The sequence below is a fragment of the Vibrio sp. Vb1729 genome (assembly GCF_033338655.1).
GTDB lineage: Bacteria > Pseudomonadota > Gammaproteobacteria > Enterobacterales > Vibrionaceae > Vibrio > Vibrio alginolyticus.
The window spans coordinates 1-18,073 of sequence record NZ_JAWOTB010000050.1 but is presented as its reverse complement, the minus strand read 5'-3'; the positions used below and the strand labels follow the sequence as shown (position 1 = coordinate 18,073).

Here is an 18,073-nt window from a genome sequence, read left to right as displayed (position 1 = left end):
ATAACTAAGCGGCTTCAAAACAAAAAGTACCGCAGCTATTCCAATTTCAGTGAGCATTTGCTCACGCTCGCTTGATGCCATCTTGTTCCACTCATTAGGACATTTGATGATGCGTCTTTGCAGTATTTTCACTGCGGTTCTTTTTTTACCGCTAACCTCACACGCCACCACTTATGACGTAAAAGATCTATCTGAGTTAGGTCAACTTTGCTCACACAAGAGTTTTAGTATCGAAAGCGATGGCACGACTTATCGCTGTACAGGGAAACTAGTCCTACCCGCTGGTGATAAAATTGTCTCCTCATTACCGGACAAAGAGATAACGTTAAAAGCAGATTATGGAATTGTGTTAGAGGGGAACAATACGATTGGTGAACCCAATAAGCGTATCTCTCTCCACGCACTCGCTACCGGATTAACGGTTAACAATGAGAAAGCATCAAGCATTGACGATTACCAAAACAAGCACACTGTTATCTATGGTGATCTTCTATCGGCTTATCCAACAAAGCTGCATAACGTTCTCATCGATGGGGATATAGAGCTAACAGGTGAGGCCCTTCATATTAATGGTGAGTACAACACCATTATTGGTGACATTTTGACTCACAGCACGACCAATATATTTAATACAAACATCTGTGGTAAGGTCGAATCACAAGGCGAAACACTACACCTAAAAACAAACCATCCTTTACAAGACCATTTTGTCGTCGGTGATGTTTCTGCGCACAAATCTGTGATTATAAAAGATATGTCGATCTATGGTACGGCTGAATCTGTAGGATCGTCAGCTACATTAAGTGGCTCATTCTATAGTTCCACCGCAGCAATTAAATACTTCCAAACATTGAACTTCAACAACGCTCCAAATCAGCCTAGTCAAGTTTGTGGTGAAATCCAACAAACGCCAGGAAGTGCACAAACGAAAGCACAAGACAACAAATACACGCAATACTGTGGATTGGGCGAGGCTGATTGTCACTACTCTTCCCAAGTCTGTCGAATCACCCCTCAAGATGTTCCGAATTGCAGCATGCAGCCTCCATCGGAGAACGACTTAAACCTCAGCGTCACACCATCGGACGACATGGCACTGATGTGCGGCGACGATCTTCCGCAATTTACAGCAACAACAACCAATAATGGAGAAGTTGTAAGCGCAGAAGTCAGTGCAGCCCTATCACACCCTGACTTGTTCACTTTAGAGGTGGTTAAAGGTCAGCAGACATTAGGAGCCAACCAATTTATATCTGACGAGAATGGTGAACTTGTTGTTCGAGTGGTCCCGAACGATATTGATACCATCGCGTTAGGTACTAACTACACGCTGACTTTCACTATGGCAGAAGACACCAGCAAGCATCAAACTATTCGCTTTATGTTTACGCCATTTATGTTTGAGGCCTACTCAAAGACGAAAAGCGCCACTTTAAATGAAATACGCGTTATTGCAGGTAAACCAGAAAACGTGCATACGCGATTGCTTGCTTGTGCTTCCACCGGCGAACCTGTAGTGGCAAGCAACTACAATGGTACTCCTAAGGTTTTTCATCCATTGGTTCAACCATTAGGAGGAAGTGAAGGAAGCTTTAGCTATTCAGCGGAATTTAAAGACGGCTTGTCTGAACATGGTCTTATCACGAACGAGTCCGGCATATTTGAAGTGACATTGTCCGATCATTTTGAATGTGAGGGATTTGAAGAGTGCCCAGAAGAAGGCAAAGTGGAAGTGAGAGGAACATTTAATGTGTACTCGCGACCATGGACACTCGCTATTTGTGACAACCAACGTGCTTTGCCTTCTGGTACCTCTGAACAAGGAGATGGGTTTATCGCTGCTGGAGAACTTTTCTCTCTAACAGTGAAACCAATCATTTGGCAACCTGACGGCTCTGTAAGTGGGTCTGTTGAATCAGCACGCTATTGTGATGCTTCTATCACCCGTAATTTTATGCTTGATGACTCTCCAGCAGCATCGGTTGTCTTGTCGAGTGAACAACATACGCCATCAGAGACAGCGAACCAAACCTCGAAATTGCTAAAAAGTAGTTACTCACTGGCTCAGGCGCATAATTCAGCCAAGAATGATCAATTCGTCTTTAATGGATTATATTGGGAAGAAGTCGGGAGCTTGAGAGTAAAAACAAACCTAGAAAGTAAATATCTAGGTATGACTGTTAACGAAGGCTATCGTTACGTTGGTCGTTTTTACCCAAAATATTTTCAAGTGCAAGACCAAGAATGGCACTACCCACATGGCCAAACTTTTGCTTACATGAATCAACCTTTTGAGAAAGTCACTTACGATGTTGTCGCACTCAATGCGAATAAGGAAAACGTGAAGAATTACGTCCACTTTTCGTCTAACCTTCAACAACATTTCGATTTAGGCGAGCTAAGCTCATACTCCGATCGGTTTTTGCCGCCTAAGCCTAAGAAGGTAGACTGGAAACTACTGGGTAGCGCGAGTGTTGGAACGTTTGTTATAGAGAAGCCCTCGACCAATGCGACTTGTAACAATAGCCCATGCTGGAAAAAGAACACGACAGATAAGCAATATCCTGATGGTCCATTCAATACCGAGACTAATAGTGACAGCAGCCAAATAGGTATAGTCACGACTAAAGCCGTTGATGAGGTAAATTTCTTTGATAACAGCGAAATGCTCACTCAACAACCGGACATTCGATTCGGTCGTTTGAACTTTCAAGATGTAGGTGGCAACCAAGGCATGGTGATCAAAGTGCCACTTGATGTGGAAATTTGGCAAAACGGTCGATTTACGACTAACTTCGATGACAGCTCAACAACGGCGAATGGTGAATATTACTTCAGCACGCCAATTTGGTCGCATGCGCCTGCAAACAACGCCCTGCTTTCTGGCGTTGGAACGATGAGTATTGGCAGAATGACCGATATCGTTGCAAGCCAAATTGACTCAGCGCGCGAGCAAATACAATTCCACCTAGATTTAGACAGCTCAGGCAATCGCATCCCTTGGCTGAAATACGACTGGGATAGCTCTACAAGTGAAGAGGAAAATCCACCTGTTACAGTTACGTTTGGTATTCACCGAGGAAACGATCGCATTATTTATCGTGGTGAACCCAATATGCTTGGCCTAAATTAACGCGAAACGGCAAACAAAAAGAGCCCCTCAATTGAGGGGCTCTTTTCATCACAAACTGATGTAATTTACTTTGCGCCACGACGCGCTTTCAGGCGCTTCACCATAGCAAGACGACGCTCTGCCGACCCTTGGTCTGTTGCCGACTGGTTCGGATTATTACGACGACCTTGACGATTCTTGAATGCTGGTTTTGAGTGCAGCTTTTCAATGTAAGATTCACGCTGTTTTGGTTCATAGCCAGCAAGCTCAATACGCCGAATTCGCTGCTGGATTAAATTTTCAACCTGAACAACCGTGAGTTCTTCATCTCGATTTACAAATGAAACGGCATGACCTTGTTTACCTGCACGGCCTGTACGACCAATTCGGTGAACGTAATCTTCCGCTAGGAAAGGCATGTCATAGTTCACAACGTGAGGTAAATCTTCAATATCTAGACCTCGAGCAGCGACATCGGTAGCCACCATGACACGTGCTTTACCGGACTTGAACTCTTCTAACGCACGACGACGAGCACTTTGAGCACGGTCACCATGACAAACCACCGCTTTGATACCATCAAGTTTCAGCTCTTTTACTACTTCGTTTGCGGTCTCTTTGTAGTTCACAAATACCAACACTTGTTTCCAGTTCTTACGACCAATCAGCTCCGAAAGCAGTTCCGTTTTTCGCTCTTGATCAACTGGATATAACACGTGAGCAACTGTCTGTGCTGTCGTATTCGCTCGCTCAACTTCAATACGCTTAGGCTTACGCAGGATATCTTTTGCTAACAGATTTAGTTGGCTCGAAGTCGTTGCTGAAAACATCATAATTTGCGGATCAGTATCCACATCTAGCATGATCTTACGTACTGCGTGAATAAAGCCCATGTCCAAGATACGGTCTGCTTCATCAAACACTAAAAACTCTAAGTGTGCGACCGAGACATTACCTTGTTCAATGTGCTCTTCCAATCGACCTGGTGTAGCCACTAGGATATCTACACCGTTTTCTAATGCCGTTACTTGAGAAGACATTTTACGGCCACCGAAAATCGCAGCCACCGACAGGTTCGTGTACTTCGTGTAAGCTTTGATGTTGTCAGCAATTTGTTCAGCAAGCTCACGAGTTGGAGCCAAGATAAGTGCGCGAGCAGTCTTACGAGAAGCGCTACGGTTACTGTCTAGCAGCTGCTGAATCATAGGCAGAGAAAACGCAGCCGTTTTACCAGTACCTGTTTGTGCTGTAGCGAAAATATCATGGCCTTTGCGAGCCATTGGAATCGCCTTCTGTTGAATTGGCGTTAACTTTTCATAACCGCATTCTGCCAGTGCTTTAACCACTTCTGGCGCAAAACCTTGAGATGAAAATGACATTGAGCGTATTCCTTAAACAAACCACTAAAAATAGCTTTAAAAATTTAGCCGTGCACTATACCCGAATTTGAGTGATTTATCTCACTTTTCTCATTGAAATCCTACAAAAGAAAAAACGGTGAGCACAGATATATCAGTGGTTCACCGTTTTCGTTTAACCTTTGCGCAATTTAATGTTTGATGCCAGATAACTGAAGGAGAATTCGCTCAAGCTCATCCCATGGCAACAGCTGAGAATCTATCACTTCTAATCGTGATTCAAACCCTTCTAAGCTGATTTCATTCACCGACACGACTCGGTTGGCAACATTAAACGCGTAACAACCTTGATCCGTATTGACCACTGCTTTAACACGCTCTGCGGTCAAGTCCGAAAGCATAGAGAAAAGCTTTTCAAAATCAAACTTATACTCTGCCCCAAACAACCACCCACAACTAAAATAACCCTGCCCTTTGTTCTCTTTGCGCACAAAGGCTTCACCAAGCGCCAACTGGAATTGAGGCTCTTGATGAGCGTGGTCATGATGATGTGACTCGATATGGGAAGAAGCGCTGCCGTAAACCCGCTCGATATCCAAGACTTCTATCGGTAACTCACCGTCATGAATAAGCTTACTGAATACTTTTGAAGGGGATTGGTCCGTCACCCAGTCATTAAACACATCAAGATCGTGGCTGGAACATAGGTCAACCTTACTACCAATAACCACATCTGCACTGTCTAACTGGTCCACGAAGTTTTGGTTAGAAAGATACTTTTCATCACTTAAGTTACGCGGATCAACCAAGGCAATCGTCGCTTTAAGATCAACGTAAGGTTCATACTGCTGTGAGGTAAGCGTCGCGATAACCTGTTTTGGATGACCAAGGCCTGTTGGCTCAATCAATAAACGGTCCGGTTTTTGACGCAATAATGCGGTGATACCTACCGACATCGGCACACCCGCAGTGCAGCACATACAACCACCTGGCACTTCTTTAATCAGCGCGCCTTGGTCGGTCATCAATGCACCGTCGATGCCAATCTCACCAAATTCATTGACCAAAACCGCCCAGTTTTCTTTTTCCGGTTTGTTCTTCAGTAGATTTAAAATCGTGGTCGTTTTACCGACACCCAAAAATCCGGTCAGTATGTTGGTTGGTACTCGATTTGACATGCTTATCTCCGACACGTTAGTGCATTAATGCTCCAGCAAAGTATACGGAGAATGTGACTCGCTTCAACGCTTTTTATCGCACTCATCAAGCTCATTGCGTGATGCGTTGGCACACATTTTTCGAGCTTGTTTGGGTTGACTTATCAACTCTGAACGCTTCATATCGGACAAGTACCTACCGGTATAAATAACGCAGGTAAAAAACGCGATAATAGCTACTACGATGGGAAGAACTCCGAGCGTGTTTTCGAATTTAAGCGCAGCAATAGCCAACGCGAAAACAACGACAGAGATAAGTGCGATTGACTTACTTTTGTTGCTTTTCATAATAACTCGCCTTTCGTAAAGTTAGCCCCCTAACACCTCCTGTACTAGAGGAATGTCAGTTTGAACAACATCCAACCTGACTATTCAATGCTACTCCTTTCGCTACTTGTGAAATTTGACAAAGCTAACATTTACTACAACATCAAACGACGAGCTTATTATTATCTTTCATATACTTACTGGATTTTAAAACACTTACTAGCAAATCGACCCGCCGCTGACCAATATGTCGTTTTCATTGGCAATACAAACTTGCGCCACCAGCCTTAGCCCTTCGACTATCATCTCCAGAGACATAGAAGGCTGACTGCCACCTGCTGCTTGTTCTGGCAATAATGGAATATGAACAAACCCGTGACGAATCGGATTGTCTTTCAAGTAATGTTGGATGCCATAAAAAAGGTGGTTACATACAAATGTTCCAGCACTGTTGGAAATCTGGCTAGGTATACCCTGCGTTTGCAATGTTTGCACAACACGCTTTATCGGTAGTGTCGAGAAGTAAGCATCAGGACCATCAGCCACCACGGGTTCATCAATCGGCTGATGACCAGCGTTATCTGGAATACGAAAATCATCGACATTAATTGCGACACGCTCTGGGGTTATCGCGCTACGCCCGGCCGCTTGACCTACAGTAATTACACAGTCTGGCTGGTGCGCTTCTATTGCTTCAATAACGACTTTCACCGAGTCATATCGAACTACGGGGACTGGGCAAGTAACTATCACACCGCCTTTTATGGCCGCAGCCTCTAATTGCTTGACCGCTTCTAAGGCGGGGTTAATGGCGTCACCACCAAAAGGTTCAAAACCGGTAATCAGGACTTTCTTCATAACAGCCTTTAGGAAAAGAGTTTTACAAATTATTGCACTCCCCTTCCCCCCATCCAATAGCAAAAGTATTGATGAGATAAACCAGACAACATTATGTGACTCATGTCTAACCAGAGAGTGTTTTCAGACTTATTAAATCTAGGCAAGTTCCGGACTATCGAGACTAACTATCGATGATTAATGGCAGGGCGAAGCTCTCTTATTACATGACTCACGCAGAAACTTGGTTTCCACGCTTAACTTAGGTAGAGTACACGACCGCAATGCAATTCGAAGAGATTGAATACAATGAATATTGATAACCATGTAATCGAAACGATTGAAGAGTTAGAGGCATTTCTGCATTTAGTAGAAAGCGGCGCTCTGGGCCTTGAAGGTGTCACTGGCGTTGCGCTAGCCACCTCTAATACCGATGGTCGTCCATTTGTTGCCGTATTAGGAGAAAAGCACCAATTACTCCTCGGTCGCTGGGTTTCGCAGCACGTATATGACAATGGTAAAGACATCGTTCGTAACGGCCCAACCAGAAAACACTAAGCGCTCGACACCACCTATAACATCACGCCGTCTTATACACCAAGCGTATGCTTTGAAAGCAATGCGCTTGGTGTACTCAAAAAATAAAAAAGAAAAGGCTAGCCTTTATTAATTTTGTCGGTATACTGCACATCAGCTCTTACGGAAAGAGCTATTAATGTAATTAAAGATCAAAGTTTCTCTCAGTTCCACATCGAATTCCTCGTTTACGTTCCTGCGACAAAATAGTTATCTCTAAAATCATATAGTAGCACTTGATATTAGCTAAAAATTCAATATTTAAAACAATCAAATATAGAGGTATCTATGTCTAATAAATTAACTGGTTCAGTAAAATGGTTCAACGAAACTAAAGGTTTTGGTTTTATTTCTCAAGACAATGGCGGTGATGACGTATTCGTTCACTTCCGTTCTATTGTTTCTGAAGGCTTCAAAACTCTTACTGAAGGCCAAAAAGTATCGTTCGTTGTTGAACAAGGTAACAAAGGTTTACAAGCAGCTGAAGTAACTGCACTGTAATTCTTTGTGTGGCATCAATGTTGTTGGTGCCACAACCCCCTTCCACTTGTTACTGCCCTTACTATTCTCTATCTAAGTTTATATAGCCAAATCACTTACCTCTCCCACACCATCATTAATCACTTTCAATAAAGTCACTTTGGTATACATCTTTAGGTAATCACACAACCTACCTTGCAATTCCAGTTTGGAATTAAATTAATCTCATTCATATCTGAATCACTTCGCCTCATGCTTTGCTCATAAAAATAAAGTTTATAAAATAAAAGCGATTGGCGAATATAAGAGAAAAAATGAAATTAAATATATCTGCTCAATCAATAAATTCTAATAACTACGAGCACATAATCCCTAGCTGAGAGATTGAGTTTGCACTGAAATGTCATTACATGAAGCCATTTATCGGACAACACTTCATAGGGACAGCGTGTGGAGTCACACACTTCGGGGTATTTGTTGAGTTAGAGGAACCGAAGGTCTCATTCCTTTATCAACTTTCCAAAATGGTGAGTTCGAATTTGATGCAGTCAAACAAAAAATTTCTAGCCAGAGCACCACGTTTACTCTAGGAGCTAAAGTGCACGTGTTGGTTAAAGACGTCGATTCGAAATAAAGAAAGATCATGTTCAACTTAAAAGATGCGGAACACGCGGTAGGTTAGCCTGTTTTAGGTTACTTTCTAATCCATTAATCAAAAATAAAAAATAAGCTTTTAATACCGCAATTAACTTGTGACATTTCGCTGACATCGACTCATTCTAAAACCCTAACATCTGACAAAGGAAACGAATCTAATTTTTGTTTCCAGACACCATCGCAGAGTGTATTTCCAGCACTCTGTTTGCCTCGAGAGGTTCTTATGACAGCCTAGGATCTCTCGGGGCTTTTTTGCACCTATTCAAACCACCTGATTCTACATCCCAACTATTATCCCCTACCCAAGCTGTACTTTTTAACTAGTTCACTAGATCGACAATTGTTATTTAAGCAACTGATCACACAACCTCTTCCAAATTTTGGGTATAAAGTATCAATACTTTCGTTAACTAGGATGTAAATAATGAAAAACTCGTTTGATCTCACTATGCCCAACGAAGAAGGATACTTTGGTGAATACGGTGGTAGCTTTGTTCCACCTGAGCTTGAACAAATCATGCATGACATCAACGCAGCTTATGAGGAATGCAGCAAAGATCCTGAATTTAAAGCGGAACTCGCTCGCCTGTATAAGCACTTTGTTGGACGACCTAGCCCAATCTTCCATGCGGAAAACTTGTCTAAAAAATACGGAGCAGACATCTACCTAAAGCGCGAAGACTTAAACCATACAGGCGCACATAAAATTAACCACTGCTTAGGAGAAGCCATTCTCGCTAAAAAGATGGGTAAGAAGAAACTGATTGCTGAAACTGGCGCAGGACAACACGGTGTTGCGCTTGCTACAGCCGCGGCATTGGTTGGCTTGAAATGCGATATTTACATGGGTGAAGTTGATATCGCCAAAGAACATCCGAATGTCGTCCGCATGAGAATCCTTGGTGCTAATGTCATTCCTGCCACTCATGGGCGCAAAACCCTCAAAGAAGCGGTAGATTCTGCATTCGAAGCTTATCTGAAAGATCCTGATACACAACTTTATGCGATAGGCTCTGTCGTTGGCCCTCACCCATTCCCTAAAATGGTGAGAGATTTCCAATCAATTATCGGTAACGAAGCACGAGTTCAATTCAAAGAAATGACCGGCAAGTTACCCAATAATCTCGTCGCATGCGTTGGAGGTGGTTCTAACGCGATGGGGCTATTTACTGCTTTCTTAGAGGATGAACAAGTCGCCATTCACGGCGTTGAACCAGCGGGCCGCTCTTTGCAAAAGGTTGGCGAGCATGCTGCAACACTCACACTCGGTGAGCCAGGTATCATGCACGGATTTAAGTCTTACATGCTTAAAGATGCACAAGGTGAACCTCAGGAAGTGTACTCTGTAGCAAGTGGCTTGGATTACCCATCGGTTGGACCTCAGCATAGTTACTTAAAAGACATTGGCCGTGTCAATTACGGCTCAATCAGTGATGACGAAGCGATTGATGCCTTCTTTGAGCTGTCTCGTGAAGAGGGAATAATTCCTGCTATTGAATCCTCACACGCTGTCGCTTACGCAATTAAACTCGCGCAGCAAGGAGAAACCGGCTCGATTTTGATCAACTTATCAGGCCGTGGTGACAAAGACATTGATTTTGTCGTTGAACACTACGGCGCAAAATACGGCATTGAATCACTCATATAGCCTAACTCCGTAGCCTAACCCTACATGCAAAAAGCTACCTGGTACTAGGTAGCTTTTTGTTTTTGTCTACTATTTTAAGAAGCAAGTCCCTTTACTCACTGTTCTCACTATACCTTTAGAGCATAATTCGATTAACCGATAAGAGCTGGAATGCCTGGAAGCTGACCAACAACAGCAAGGGAGCCTGCACAAACGATAAACGCAGTGCCAGGAATCAGATATTTATCTTTGCGCGATAGTTCGTTAGCACGCTCATGGTCGCCGATAAGCCCGAGGTTATCCAACAGCATCGTGATTGCCCAACCGAAGACAGGATTAACGAATGCACAGGCAAAAATACAGATACCTGCACTGAGTGAATCTTTATGTTTATGGATCATCTGCATACCGGCTTCAAGAAGTGGTAAGAATACACCCACAATCAAAGCAACGCGCAGAACAGGTTCCCACATTGCTAGATCCATTGGGTAGCCAATTACCGCCGCCGCAATACACATGAAACCCGTTAACAGTGCGCCACCTGGAATAGGACGTTTGGCAATTGCGGCAGGAATCATGTACGTTCCCCAAGAAGAAGCTAGGTTTCCGCCCCCTAAGAGTGAGCCAACCCCCTGACGAACAGATGCTCCGACCATCGTGTCGTCGACATCCATGAGTACACCTTTCGCTTCTTTTGGGTAGTTAAGTTCTTGAAACACACGATGGCCGAGATAATCAGGGGACCACATAGCGACTGCCAGTAGAGCAAATGGAGTCACGGCAATAAAGTGCTCTAGGGTTGGCCAGCCTAGCTGCCAGCCTGTATCTTCCCCCCACCAGTAGAATGGACTGAAATTAGGTAGGCCCGGTTCTGTGGTAAAAGCAAACTCAGCGCCCATCAAATAAGCAACAATACCCGCGAGTGCAGAGCACAATGGGATAGCGAGCCAACGTTTATTGATCTTGGCTAAGTAAGCGTAAACCATAACGGTTAGGCCTATGACCACAAACGAAATGTAACCTTGGTCCGTACTTGCAGCCCACGCTTCCGTCTTATTAATTTGCCCGAGCAACCCAACGGCACCAAGGTAGATCAACAACCCTCCTCGAACCCCGATACCAGTCAGAGTCATGAGTTTAGAGCCACCTTTGGTTAAGGCGAGAATTAACCCAAAAACACATACCATCAAACCTAGCGCGAGAGGGTGCCCTCCTGCAGCTGCAATCATAGGAATCAGCGGTATCATTGGGCCATGGGTTCCCGCTAAGTTTGCATTCGGGTTTAGGATGGCAGAAAACAGGATGACGAACAGGGCTCCAGCGATAAGTAATTCGTAACGCACGTTTTCTGCAATGAATTCCGGAGATAAACCAAACTGAGCAGCAAAAGCGGAAACCATGGCAGTGACCATAACCACTTTACCAATGGTTGCTGCTAATGCCGGTACCCAGTCTTCGATTTCAATACTGTAATCACGTGAGGGCAAATGAATTCCCCAGCGACGGAAACTCATGACGGTTAAATCATGATTTAGAAAGTCTTCTCGGTTTTCAAATTCATGCGGTTTTTTGCGCACATCCCTGTAAAAAGTCTTACTTTTGTCAGACATTGAGTCATCCTTTTATGTTTCAACGTTGAACTACGTCAACTAGAGTTTCGCTTGGTAGACAGGCCTTCGACCAATACGAGACAACACCCACATCAAACTTCTAGGCCATACTAAGAAAGCGGCATGAACCAATTTTGATTTTGAGCTTATTAAGCATGTGTTGCTATGGGTAGGAATATTAGACATTAGTAAAAGAACAACAAAAATCTCACTCATTACACAATAATTTAACATCGAGCTGGGGCGCTTGAACTTTTAAGAGTCATTTTTGAGCAGAGAGCCAAGTAGAGCGGCCAATTCCGATTTATACTTTCAAGGTAGAGAGCACTGTGCTCGCATCCATCGCAAAGTAACTATCGATATCTCTGCATTGTATACTTTGTTAAACTCCGCCCTTTAATGAGTAAGGCCCTTAAAAATGATGACTGACGAAGAGAGAATCGAGCTGCAACAGAACAATCCACTGCACGGATTAAAGCTAGAGACTATGTTGCAAGAGTTAGTGGATTTTTACGGCTGGGACATTCTAGATACAGCAATGCGTTTTAATTGCTTTAACACTAAGCCTTCGATTGCAAGTAGCGTGAAGTATTTAAAGAAAACCGAATGGGCGAGAGAAAAATTAGAAAACTTTTACCTTTATCGCTTTAAGCGCATGCCACGCGCGAGCGAAGAAGAATACAACTTACCACCAAGAGCTCGTACCTTCCCTCATGGCCTTGAACCTAAAGAGCCAATGCCGCTAACCGTTGACTCTATTCTTAAGTCACAAGCCAAAGCAGCGTCTGCATTTAAAAAGCGTTCACCTCGCGGACGCCCTGCTCGTCGCCAATAACACTATCTTGAAAAGCAATAGAGCCCTACTGGTAGCTCCAGCAGGGCTCTATTGTTCTTTAAAGGAATGGCTAGAAGCGAAGACTCAAGCTAGTGAGCATTCCTTTTCTCTAACAACTCCCGTAAGTAAACTCACATGTAGTTTACGTTTTCTATTGATTACGCTTTTTCTTCTTTTTACCCGTACCTGCTGGCTTCGCTCGCGGCTTCATTGGTAAAAAGTAGGCTTCACTCTGATCGTCTTCCACTTCAAAACCGACTACGTGCTCGCGTTCAAGTTGGAACTTATTTTTCTTTTCTATCACTTTGAAATGGTGGTAGTCGTCGTAATCGATAAGAGATAATCCTAAACCTACTTCACCAGCACGACCACTACGACCGATTCGATGCATATAATCAGCAGGGCTACGCGGAAGATCGAAGTTAATCACCACTGGAAGTTTTTCAATATCAAGGCCGCGTGCTGCGATATCGGTGGCAATAAGAACTTGAATCTCGCCAGACTTAAAACCGTCAAGGACACGAGTACGAGCGCCCTGCCCTTTATCACCATGGAAAACTTCAGCGGTAATACCGCGTTTTTACAGCTTTTGAGCTAAATGGTTACAGGCATTCTTAGCATTCACAAAAATCAAAGTCTGTCGCCACTGATGCTGTTTGATTAAGTGCGCGAGTACCGCCGTCTTCTCACCTTTATTTACACTAAACACGCGCTGCACCAAAGTGCTGGCTTCTGCGCTCTGCAACTGAACTTCAACAGGGTCGCGGAGCAACTGCTGAGCCAGCGTCGTGACTTTATCAGGGAAAGTAGCAGAAAATAACAGCGTCTGTTTCTTCTCTGGTAGTAACGCAAGAATCTTATTCAGTTCTTCGGTAAATCCGAGGCTCAACATTCGGTCGGCTTCGTCAAGAACAAGCGTTTTTACTTGGTCCAACTTAATCGCGTTACTGGATACCAGATCAAGTAATCGACCCGGCGTTGCAACAATGATGTCACAGCCACCACGAAGCGCCAGCATTTGTGGGTTCACCGATACACCACCAAATACGGCAACCGTTTTGATCTTATCTCTGAGATGGTATGAGTAAGATTTGACGTTATATGCCACCTGTGATGCCAACTCACGAGTTGGTACTAAAATCAGGTGGGAAACGAAGTTGCCACGGCGATTGTTTGATTCGTCTTGCTGAACAATTTTTTGCAAGATTGGCAGCGAAAAAGCAGCGGTTTTACCAGACCCCGTATTGGCACCACCAATAATATCTTTCCCTTCAAGGATATCAGGAATAGAACGGGATTGAATGGGCGTCGGTTGGCTGTATTCTAACGCTTCTAGTCGCTCGACTAAGGTTGGAATCAGGCCAAGATCGGCAAATGTCGCTTGCTGTGTTTTATCTGTCATTACGATGAGTGGCTCAGTGCTAGTAAAGGCCGTGTATCTTATGCTATTTCGCGTCTGGATGTTAGAGATAATGGCCCAAACAGAAGATTGGTGAAAGAAGCACTATAGGGTTCAGGAACTTCCTTTCACTAACATGAGTTAATGATTTCGATAACCAATACTCTACGACCAAGATGGTAGAGCTCACGACAAGCAAAGGGAAAAGGAGTCAGGCATTCTGACTCCTGTAAAACAAAACACATTGTATTTTGGGGAAAGAGATTACAAAGGCAGGCCACATCCGAATCAAAGGCTTAACCACACTATTTAAGCTCTGCGGTTTTAAGAACTTAATATAGCTTGAGAAAATACTATAGCTTGCAGGTGGGCAAAGTTACTTAGAACTTCTACTTAAATTAGTAATGTACGAGTAACTTCAAGTATAGAAAATTACTTAATTCAGTGTCCAAAATTGCTGGTTCGGATCTAGTAAGACAAACGGATTCCCTAAGTTTTTGGGGCTCTTGCTTTAAACGATAATGGAGTACTGTCGAGCTAGAACGTATCTACTCTTCGTGGTTAGTCACAATACATGCTTGTGCAAGCTGTTGATATTCAACTTGCATGGTTATTAGAAAGTCATCTGCATTTTCAAACCTCGCGATTGGCACTCCCAATACAACATCACAGTTAAAAGGAACAAGCATCGCTGTTCCTTTAGGGAGCGCTCGACCTAATCCGCGCATCACCACCGGAATGACAGGACAAGTTTTATGTTCATTAACTAAGTGATAAATCCCTTTCTTTAACCCGCTCATAGTTTCAGGTTCACCGCGACTACCTTCAGGAAAGATAATCAAGATATCTCCTTGATTAAGTGCCTTATGGCACTCATCAAATACAGTATGCCGCTCGCTTTTACTCGGTGAACGATGGATGGGAATAATGCCCAAAATATTGAGTGATAACCATGCTGATACTTTGTTTTTGAGAAAGTAATCGGCTGCTGCCACAGGACGCACCTTATGTACCATACTGATAGGAAAGAGTGCCAGTAATACCAAAGTATCGAGATGACTATTGTGGTTAGCCGCGACCACCATAGGACCATTGCTTGGCAGATTTTGCCGATTAATGATGTTGAGCCCCAAACCAACAAACACCAGTGGTTTCACAAACAGCAAGACGAACAAAACTTTTAAAATTTTCATATCGTCTTCTTAGTAGTAGAGGTAATAAATATAGTGGAAGAATAAGGGGGCGGTGAACATCAGGCTATCAATACGATCTAAAATGCCGCCATGGCCGGGGATAAACTGGCTGGTATCCTTAATTTGTAAGTCACGTTTAACCGATGAAATTACCAAATCGCCAATAAAGCCACTCAAGGCGATAATCATCCCTGCAACTAAACCTTGAACTGAAGTTAATGGTGTCAGGTAAGGTGCCACAAAATAGCTAGTGATGATGATGGTTGCCGCACCACCAATAAAGCCTTCCCATGTTTTGTTTGGACTGACTTTCGGTACGATTTTGTGTTTACCGAAGCTCTTACCCCATACGTATTGACAAACATCACTAAACTGAGTGAATACCAATAAGAACAGTAGCATTCCCATTGAACCGGTCTCTGGATTCTTGCTGGGCAATACCAATAAATATGCCATATGACTAACACAAAATACCGTCAGCATTAGCGCCCAGTGAATGATACCTGCTGAGCGAATGAAACCTTTGGTATCACCAATCAGCACCGCGACCATTGGAAGATAGAGGAAGGTGAAGACAGGAATAAAGATGATATACATGCCATACCAACCGATTGATAACCAGTAGTATTGAAACGGGATCGAAAGGTAAGCCCAGAAGATCACACGTCGATCTGTCATGCGCGTTGGTACTACAGAGAGAAACTCTTTCAGCGCCATAAAACTCAAAAAGGCGACAGAAATCAGCGTGTATTGAGTGGGCAGATAGAGCACAACAAAGACGATTCCGATCATCCACCACCAAGAACGAATGCGAAGTTTAAGCTCGTGGTAATCCTTATTAAGATTATGGCGTGACAAATACAGGTAAACCAAAGTGCCAATCACTAGTACGAGTGTGATGGCGGCCATCATGTATAACGAATGCGTAGGGATATTAATCATGGTTAGTTTCACCTACCGCCTTATCGATTGTCTCGTTGGCTGTTAGAGACTTAGAATGCTTGGCCTGATGATTTTTTTCATGGTTCAATAATAAGTTAGCGAGTTCTTTTTTAGCATTAAAAATACATACCAAACGACGCCAACAAGTTACAGCACAGCCAATTACCATGATTGCAAGCGATATGTCCATCAAATAAATGCCAAGTGATAACGTAAACCAATGGTTAATCGCCATTACTAAAAGAGTTACTGTGAGTAGGGCCATTCGATGCTGCTTAGCCATTGGTCCTCGAAAGTCGGCCGAGCAGTCCATGCTAACACCCAAAACGCGAATGTAAGCTGAGAGTACCGCTAATAGTGCCGCAATCCAAGCTAGAGGCATAGAAAATGCTGAATGAGCAACGAAACCAGCAGCGATAATCAACAGCGGATCGGCAATACGGTCTGGAACATCGTTAAACAACTCACCAGCAGGGGTTTTCTTCCCACCTTCTACAGCGACCATTCCGTCAAATAGATTGCACAATAACCGCATTTGAACCATCAGAGCGAACAGCACTAACCAAATTGGCGTAGGCCAGAAGCGATAACTAGCTGCAAAAGCAAGGCCAATAGCGGCAAAGAGGATGCTCATCAGTGAGATTTGGTTAGGGGTAATGTTTTTTTGGCTCAGCCAAATAGCAATTCGTTTGATAACTGAGATTTTACGCACTGCAAGAGGGCGTCGATTAGACTCGTTTTTGGATTCCATGCAGTCCATGTCCTTAAATAAGTTTTGTCGCTGTTACAGCAATTGCACATATAATTATCGGTTGACCTAAGAAAGCAGCAGCAAACAACGCGGCCTCACCATGTGCGCTCTGGAGTATAAATTTGAACATGTCAGAGCGAACATTCCCAAACCAATACACTAGGTGGTAATCATCTTTAAACACTAGGTCACTGGCAGCAATACTCGCCGATACAACAAACGTTAAAGCTCCTGCACCTTTAAAGTTTGCAACCCTAGATTTCGGGCTAAAACCCGGTTGCATTGCTTTAAATGAGTTAAGCGAGTATTTTTTCCGTTCATGTTGATACGAGCGCCATTCACAAACGCATGTTTGAGTGCTTTCCCGTTCTGATCTGTCCCATTGAATGCGACAATGATTTTTCCTCTGCTCTCAACAAGATCCGCCTTAATGTTCATATCCCCGAATTGCTTAGCAATAGACGCGGCGTCAAACATCGGCTCTGTGTGGTTGAACCATGATTTTGCTGCATTAATACTCGCAACCAGAATCGAGCCAAACGTTATGCAATATCTTGTGCGCATCTTCTAAATCAGTAATAAGTATATGTTGATGATTTTTAGTCATTTCATCTTCAAGTGAACACTGTTGCCCGGTAGAATCGCTCAGAATTTGAGGCGTTTTTAAACCTTGAGAGATTTGACCTAATCCAGCCTCTTGTCTATCTCTAAGAACCCTCTCTCTAATTTCTGTCCTTCGCTTTTCATCGCTCGCGGTATACCTCAACTCTTCCCTCTTCCTGCGCTCTCGACGTTGGCGAGCTACTCGTTCTCTAGTTGTTTCTTGTCTTTCTTTTTGGGCTACGGAGCGGATTCATATCTCATGGGAGTCGGTTTTACTGATAAATAAAAAGGATAATAACAATATTTTCAGTTATTTATCATCCTCAAAAAGATTACCTGATGATTTAACCAGTTAAATAGACAATTTGACAGACCAAACAGGCACAATGAAGGCTCAATAGTGTTGGGTTACATTCTATCGGATAACTTTTCGTAGGGTAAAATGAACGACACAGATCTTCTAGAGTGTTTGGTCTAGCGAGTTTTGGGGCACTTTTGCGTTAGAAGTTGCCCACGGTAAAATTTCTGGACAAAATGTATGGTACGCCCCGTTTTGCAAGTGAAAAATCCAAATAACGGCGTTGGTTTGCGCTAATGTATTCAGAGTCT

13 protein-coding genes and 3 pseudogenes are annotated in these 18,073 nt (G+C 43.5%); 6 read left to right on the top strand and 10 right to left on the bottom strand.

Going from position 1 to position 18,073, the window contains the following annotated elements; translation table 11 throughout:
• Positions 1 to 106 precede the first annotated feature (106 nt).
• Positions 107 to 3,133 carry a DUF6701 domain-containing protein gene (locus R7E29_RS21505; protein WP_053303740.1) on the top strand — a complete coding sequence of 1,009 codons (3,027 nt, stop codon included), beginning with the start codon at positions 107 to 109 and terminating at the stop codon, positions 3,131 to 3,133.
• 65 nt (positions 3,134 to 3,198) lie between these two features.
• Here R7E29_RS21505 and R7E29_RS21500 read toward each other — a convergent pair whose 3' ends face one another.
• The 4 genes from R7E29_RS21500 to pcp all read right to left on the bottom strand — a co-directional run bounded on the left by R7E29_RS21500 (position 3,199) and on the right by pcp (position 6,812).
• Positions 3,199 to 4,491, bottom strand: a complete 1,293-nt coding sequence (locus R7E29_RS21500) for a DEAD/DEAH box helicase (RefSeq protein WP_005375652.1) — start codon at positions 4,489 to 4,491, stop codon at positions 3,199 to 3,201.
• 170 nt (positions 4,492 to 4,661) lie between these two features.
• Entirely contained in the window at positions 4,662 to 5,648 is a 987-nt protein-coding gene (locus tag R7E29_RS21495) for a CobW family GTP-binding protein (RefSeq protein WP_054576802.1), read from the bottom strand.
• A gap of 63 nt (positions 5,649 to 5,711) precedes the next feature.
• On the bottom strand, positions 5,712 to 5,975 hold the full coding sequence (locus R7E29_RS21490) for a hypothetical protein (RefSeq protein ID WP_053303741.1): 264 nt from the start codon (positions 5,973 to 5,975) through the stop codon (positions 5,712 to 5,714).
• 198 nt (positions 5,976 to 6,173) lie between these two features.
• The gene (pcp, locus tag R7E29_RS21485; RefSeq protein ID WP_053303742.1) at positions 6,174 to 6,812 is read right to left on the bottom strand and encodes a pyroglutamyl-peptidase I; all 639 of its coding nucleotides are present in this window, start codon (positions 6,810 to 6,812) and stop codon (positions 6,174 to 6,176) included.
• Between the two features lie 288 nt (positions 6,813 to 7,100).
• On the opposite strand from pcp, the gene R7E29_RS21480 reads away from it, so the two are divergent.
• From R7E29_RS21480 to trpB, 4 genes and pseudogenes are all read left to right on the top strand, one after another.
• On the top strand, positions 7,101 to 7,349 hold the full coding sequence (locus R7E29_RS21480; RefSeq protein ID WP_005375646.1) for a hypothetical protein: 249 nt from the start codon (positions 7,101 to 7,103) through the stop codon (positions 7,347 to 7,349).
• 306 nt (positions 7,350 to 7,655) lie between these two features.
• Positions 7,656 to 7,868 carry a cold-shock protein gene (locus R7E29_RS21475; RefSeq protein WP_005375644.1) on the top strand — a complete coding sequence of 71 codons (213 nt, stop codon included), beginning with the start codon at positions 7,656 to 7,658 and terminating at the stop codon, positions 7,866 to 7,868.
• A gap of 359 nt (positions 7,869 to 8,227) precedes the next feature.
• Positions 8,228 to 8,481, top strand: a pseudogene (locus tag R7E29_RS21470) (S1 RNA-binding domain-containing protein); the annotation flags it as partial.
• A 447-nt stretch (positions 8,482 to 8,928) separates the two neighbouring features.
• Positions 8,929 to 10,152: a tryptophan synthase subunit beta gene (trpB, locus tag R7E29_RS21465; RefSeq protein ID WP_005375643.1), complete on the top strand. Its 1,224-nt coding sequence runs from the start codon at positions 8,929 to 8,931 to the stop codon at positions 10,150 to 10,152.
• A gap of 131 nt (positions 10,153 to 10,283) precedes the next feature.
• Here trpB and R7E29_RS21460 read toward each other — a convergent pair whose 3' ends face one another.
• A complete protein-coding gene (locus R7E29_RS21460; protein WP_054576803.1) occupies positions 10,284 to 11,741 on the bottom strand; it encodes a DUF3360 domain-containing protein in 1,458 nt (485 codons plus the stop codon).
• Between the two features lie 418 nt (positions 11,742 to 12,159).
• Between R7E29_RS21460 and R7E29_RS21455 the strand changes: the two genes are divergently transcribed.
• Positions 12,160 to 12,576 carry a VF530 family DNA-binding protein gene (locus tag R7E29_RS21455; RefSeq protein ID WP_005375544.1) on the top strand — a complete coding sequence of 139 codons (417 nt, stop codon included), beginning with the start codon at positions 12,160 to 12,162 and terminating at the stop codon, positions 12,574 to 12,576.
• Between the two features lie 151 nt (positions 12,577 to 12,727).
• Here the strand turns inward: R7E29_RS21455 and R7E29_RS21450 are convergent.
• The 5 genes and pseudogenes from R7E29_RS21450 to R7E29_RS21430 all read right to left on the bottom strand — a co-directional run bounded on the left by R7E29_RS21450 (position 12,728) and on the right by R7E29_RS21430 (position 17,725).
• Positions 12,728 to 13,978 (bottom strand): annotated as a pseudogene (locus R7E29_RS21450) (DEAD/DEAH box helicase).
• 545 nt (positions 13,979 to 14,523) lie between these two features.
• Positions 14,524 to 15,168 carry a lysophospholipid acyltransferase family protein gene (locus tag R7E29_RS21445; RefSeq protein ID WP_017635764.1) on the bottom strand — a complete coding sequence of 215 codons (645 nt, stop codon included), beginning with the start codon at positions 15,166 to 15,168 and terminating at the stop codon, positions 14,524 to 14,526.
• Between the two features lie 9 nt (positions 15,169 to 15,177).
• Complete coding sequence (locus R7E29_RS21440) at positions 15,178 to 16,110, bottom strand: phosphatidate cytidylyltransferase (protein WP_017635765.1); 933 nt, start codon at positions 16,108 to 16,110, stop codon at positions 15,178 to 15,180.
• Positions 16,103 to 16,870, bottom strand: a complete 768-nt coding sequence (locus R7E29_RS21435; RefSeq protein ID WP_080996661.1) for a CDP-alcohol phosphatidyltransferase family protein — start codon at positions 16,868 to 16,870, stop codon at positions 16,103 to 16,105. Before R7E29_RS21435 ends, R7E29_RS21440 begins: the two co-directional genes overlap by 8 nt.
• Positions 16,871 to 16,874: 4 nt before the next feature.
• Positions 16,875 to 17,725: pseudogene (locus R7E29_RS21430) on the bottom strand (hypothetical protein).
• Positions 17,726 to 18,073 lie beyond the last annotated feature (348 nt).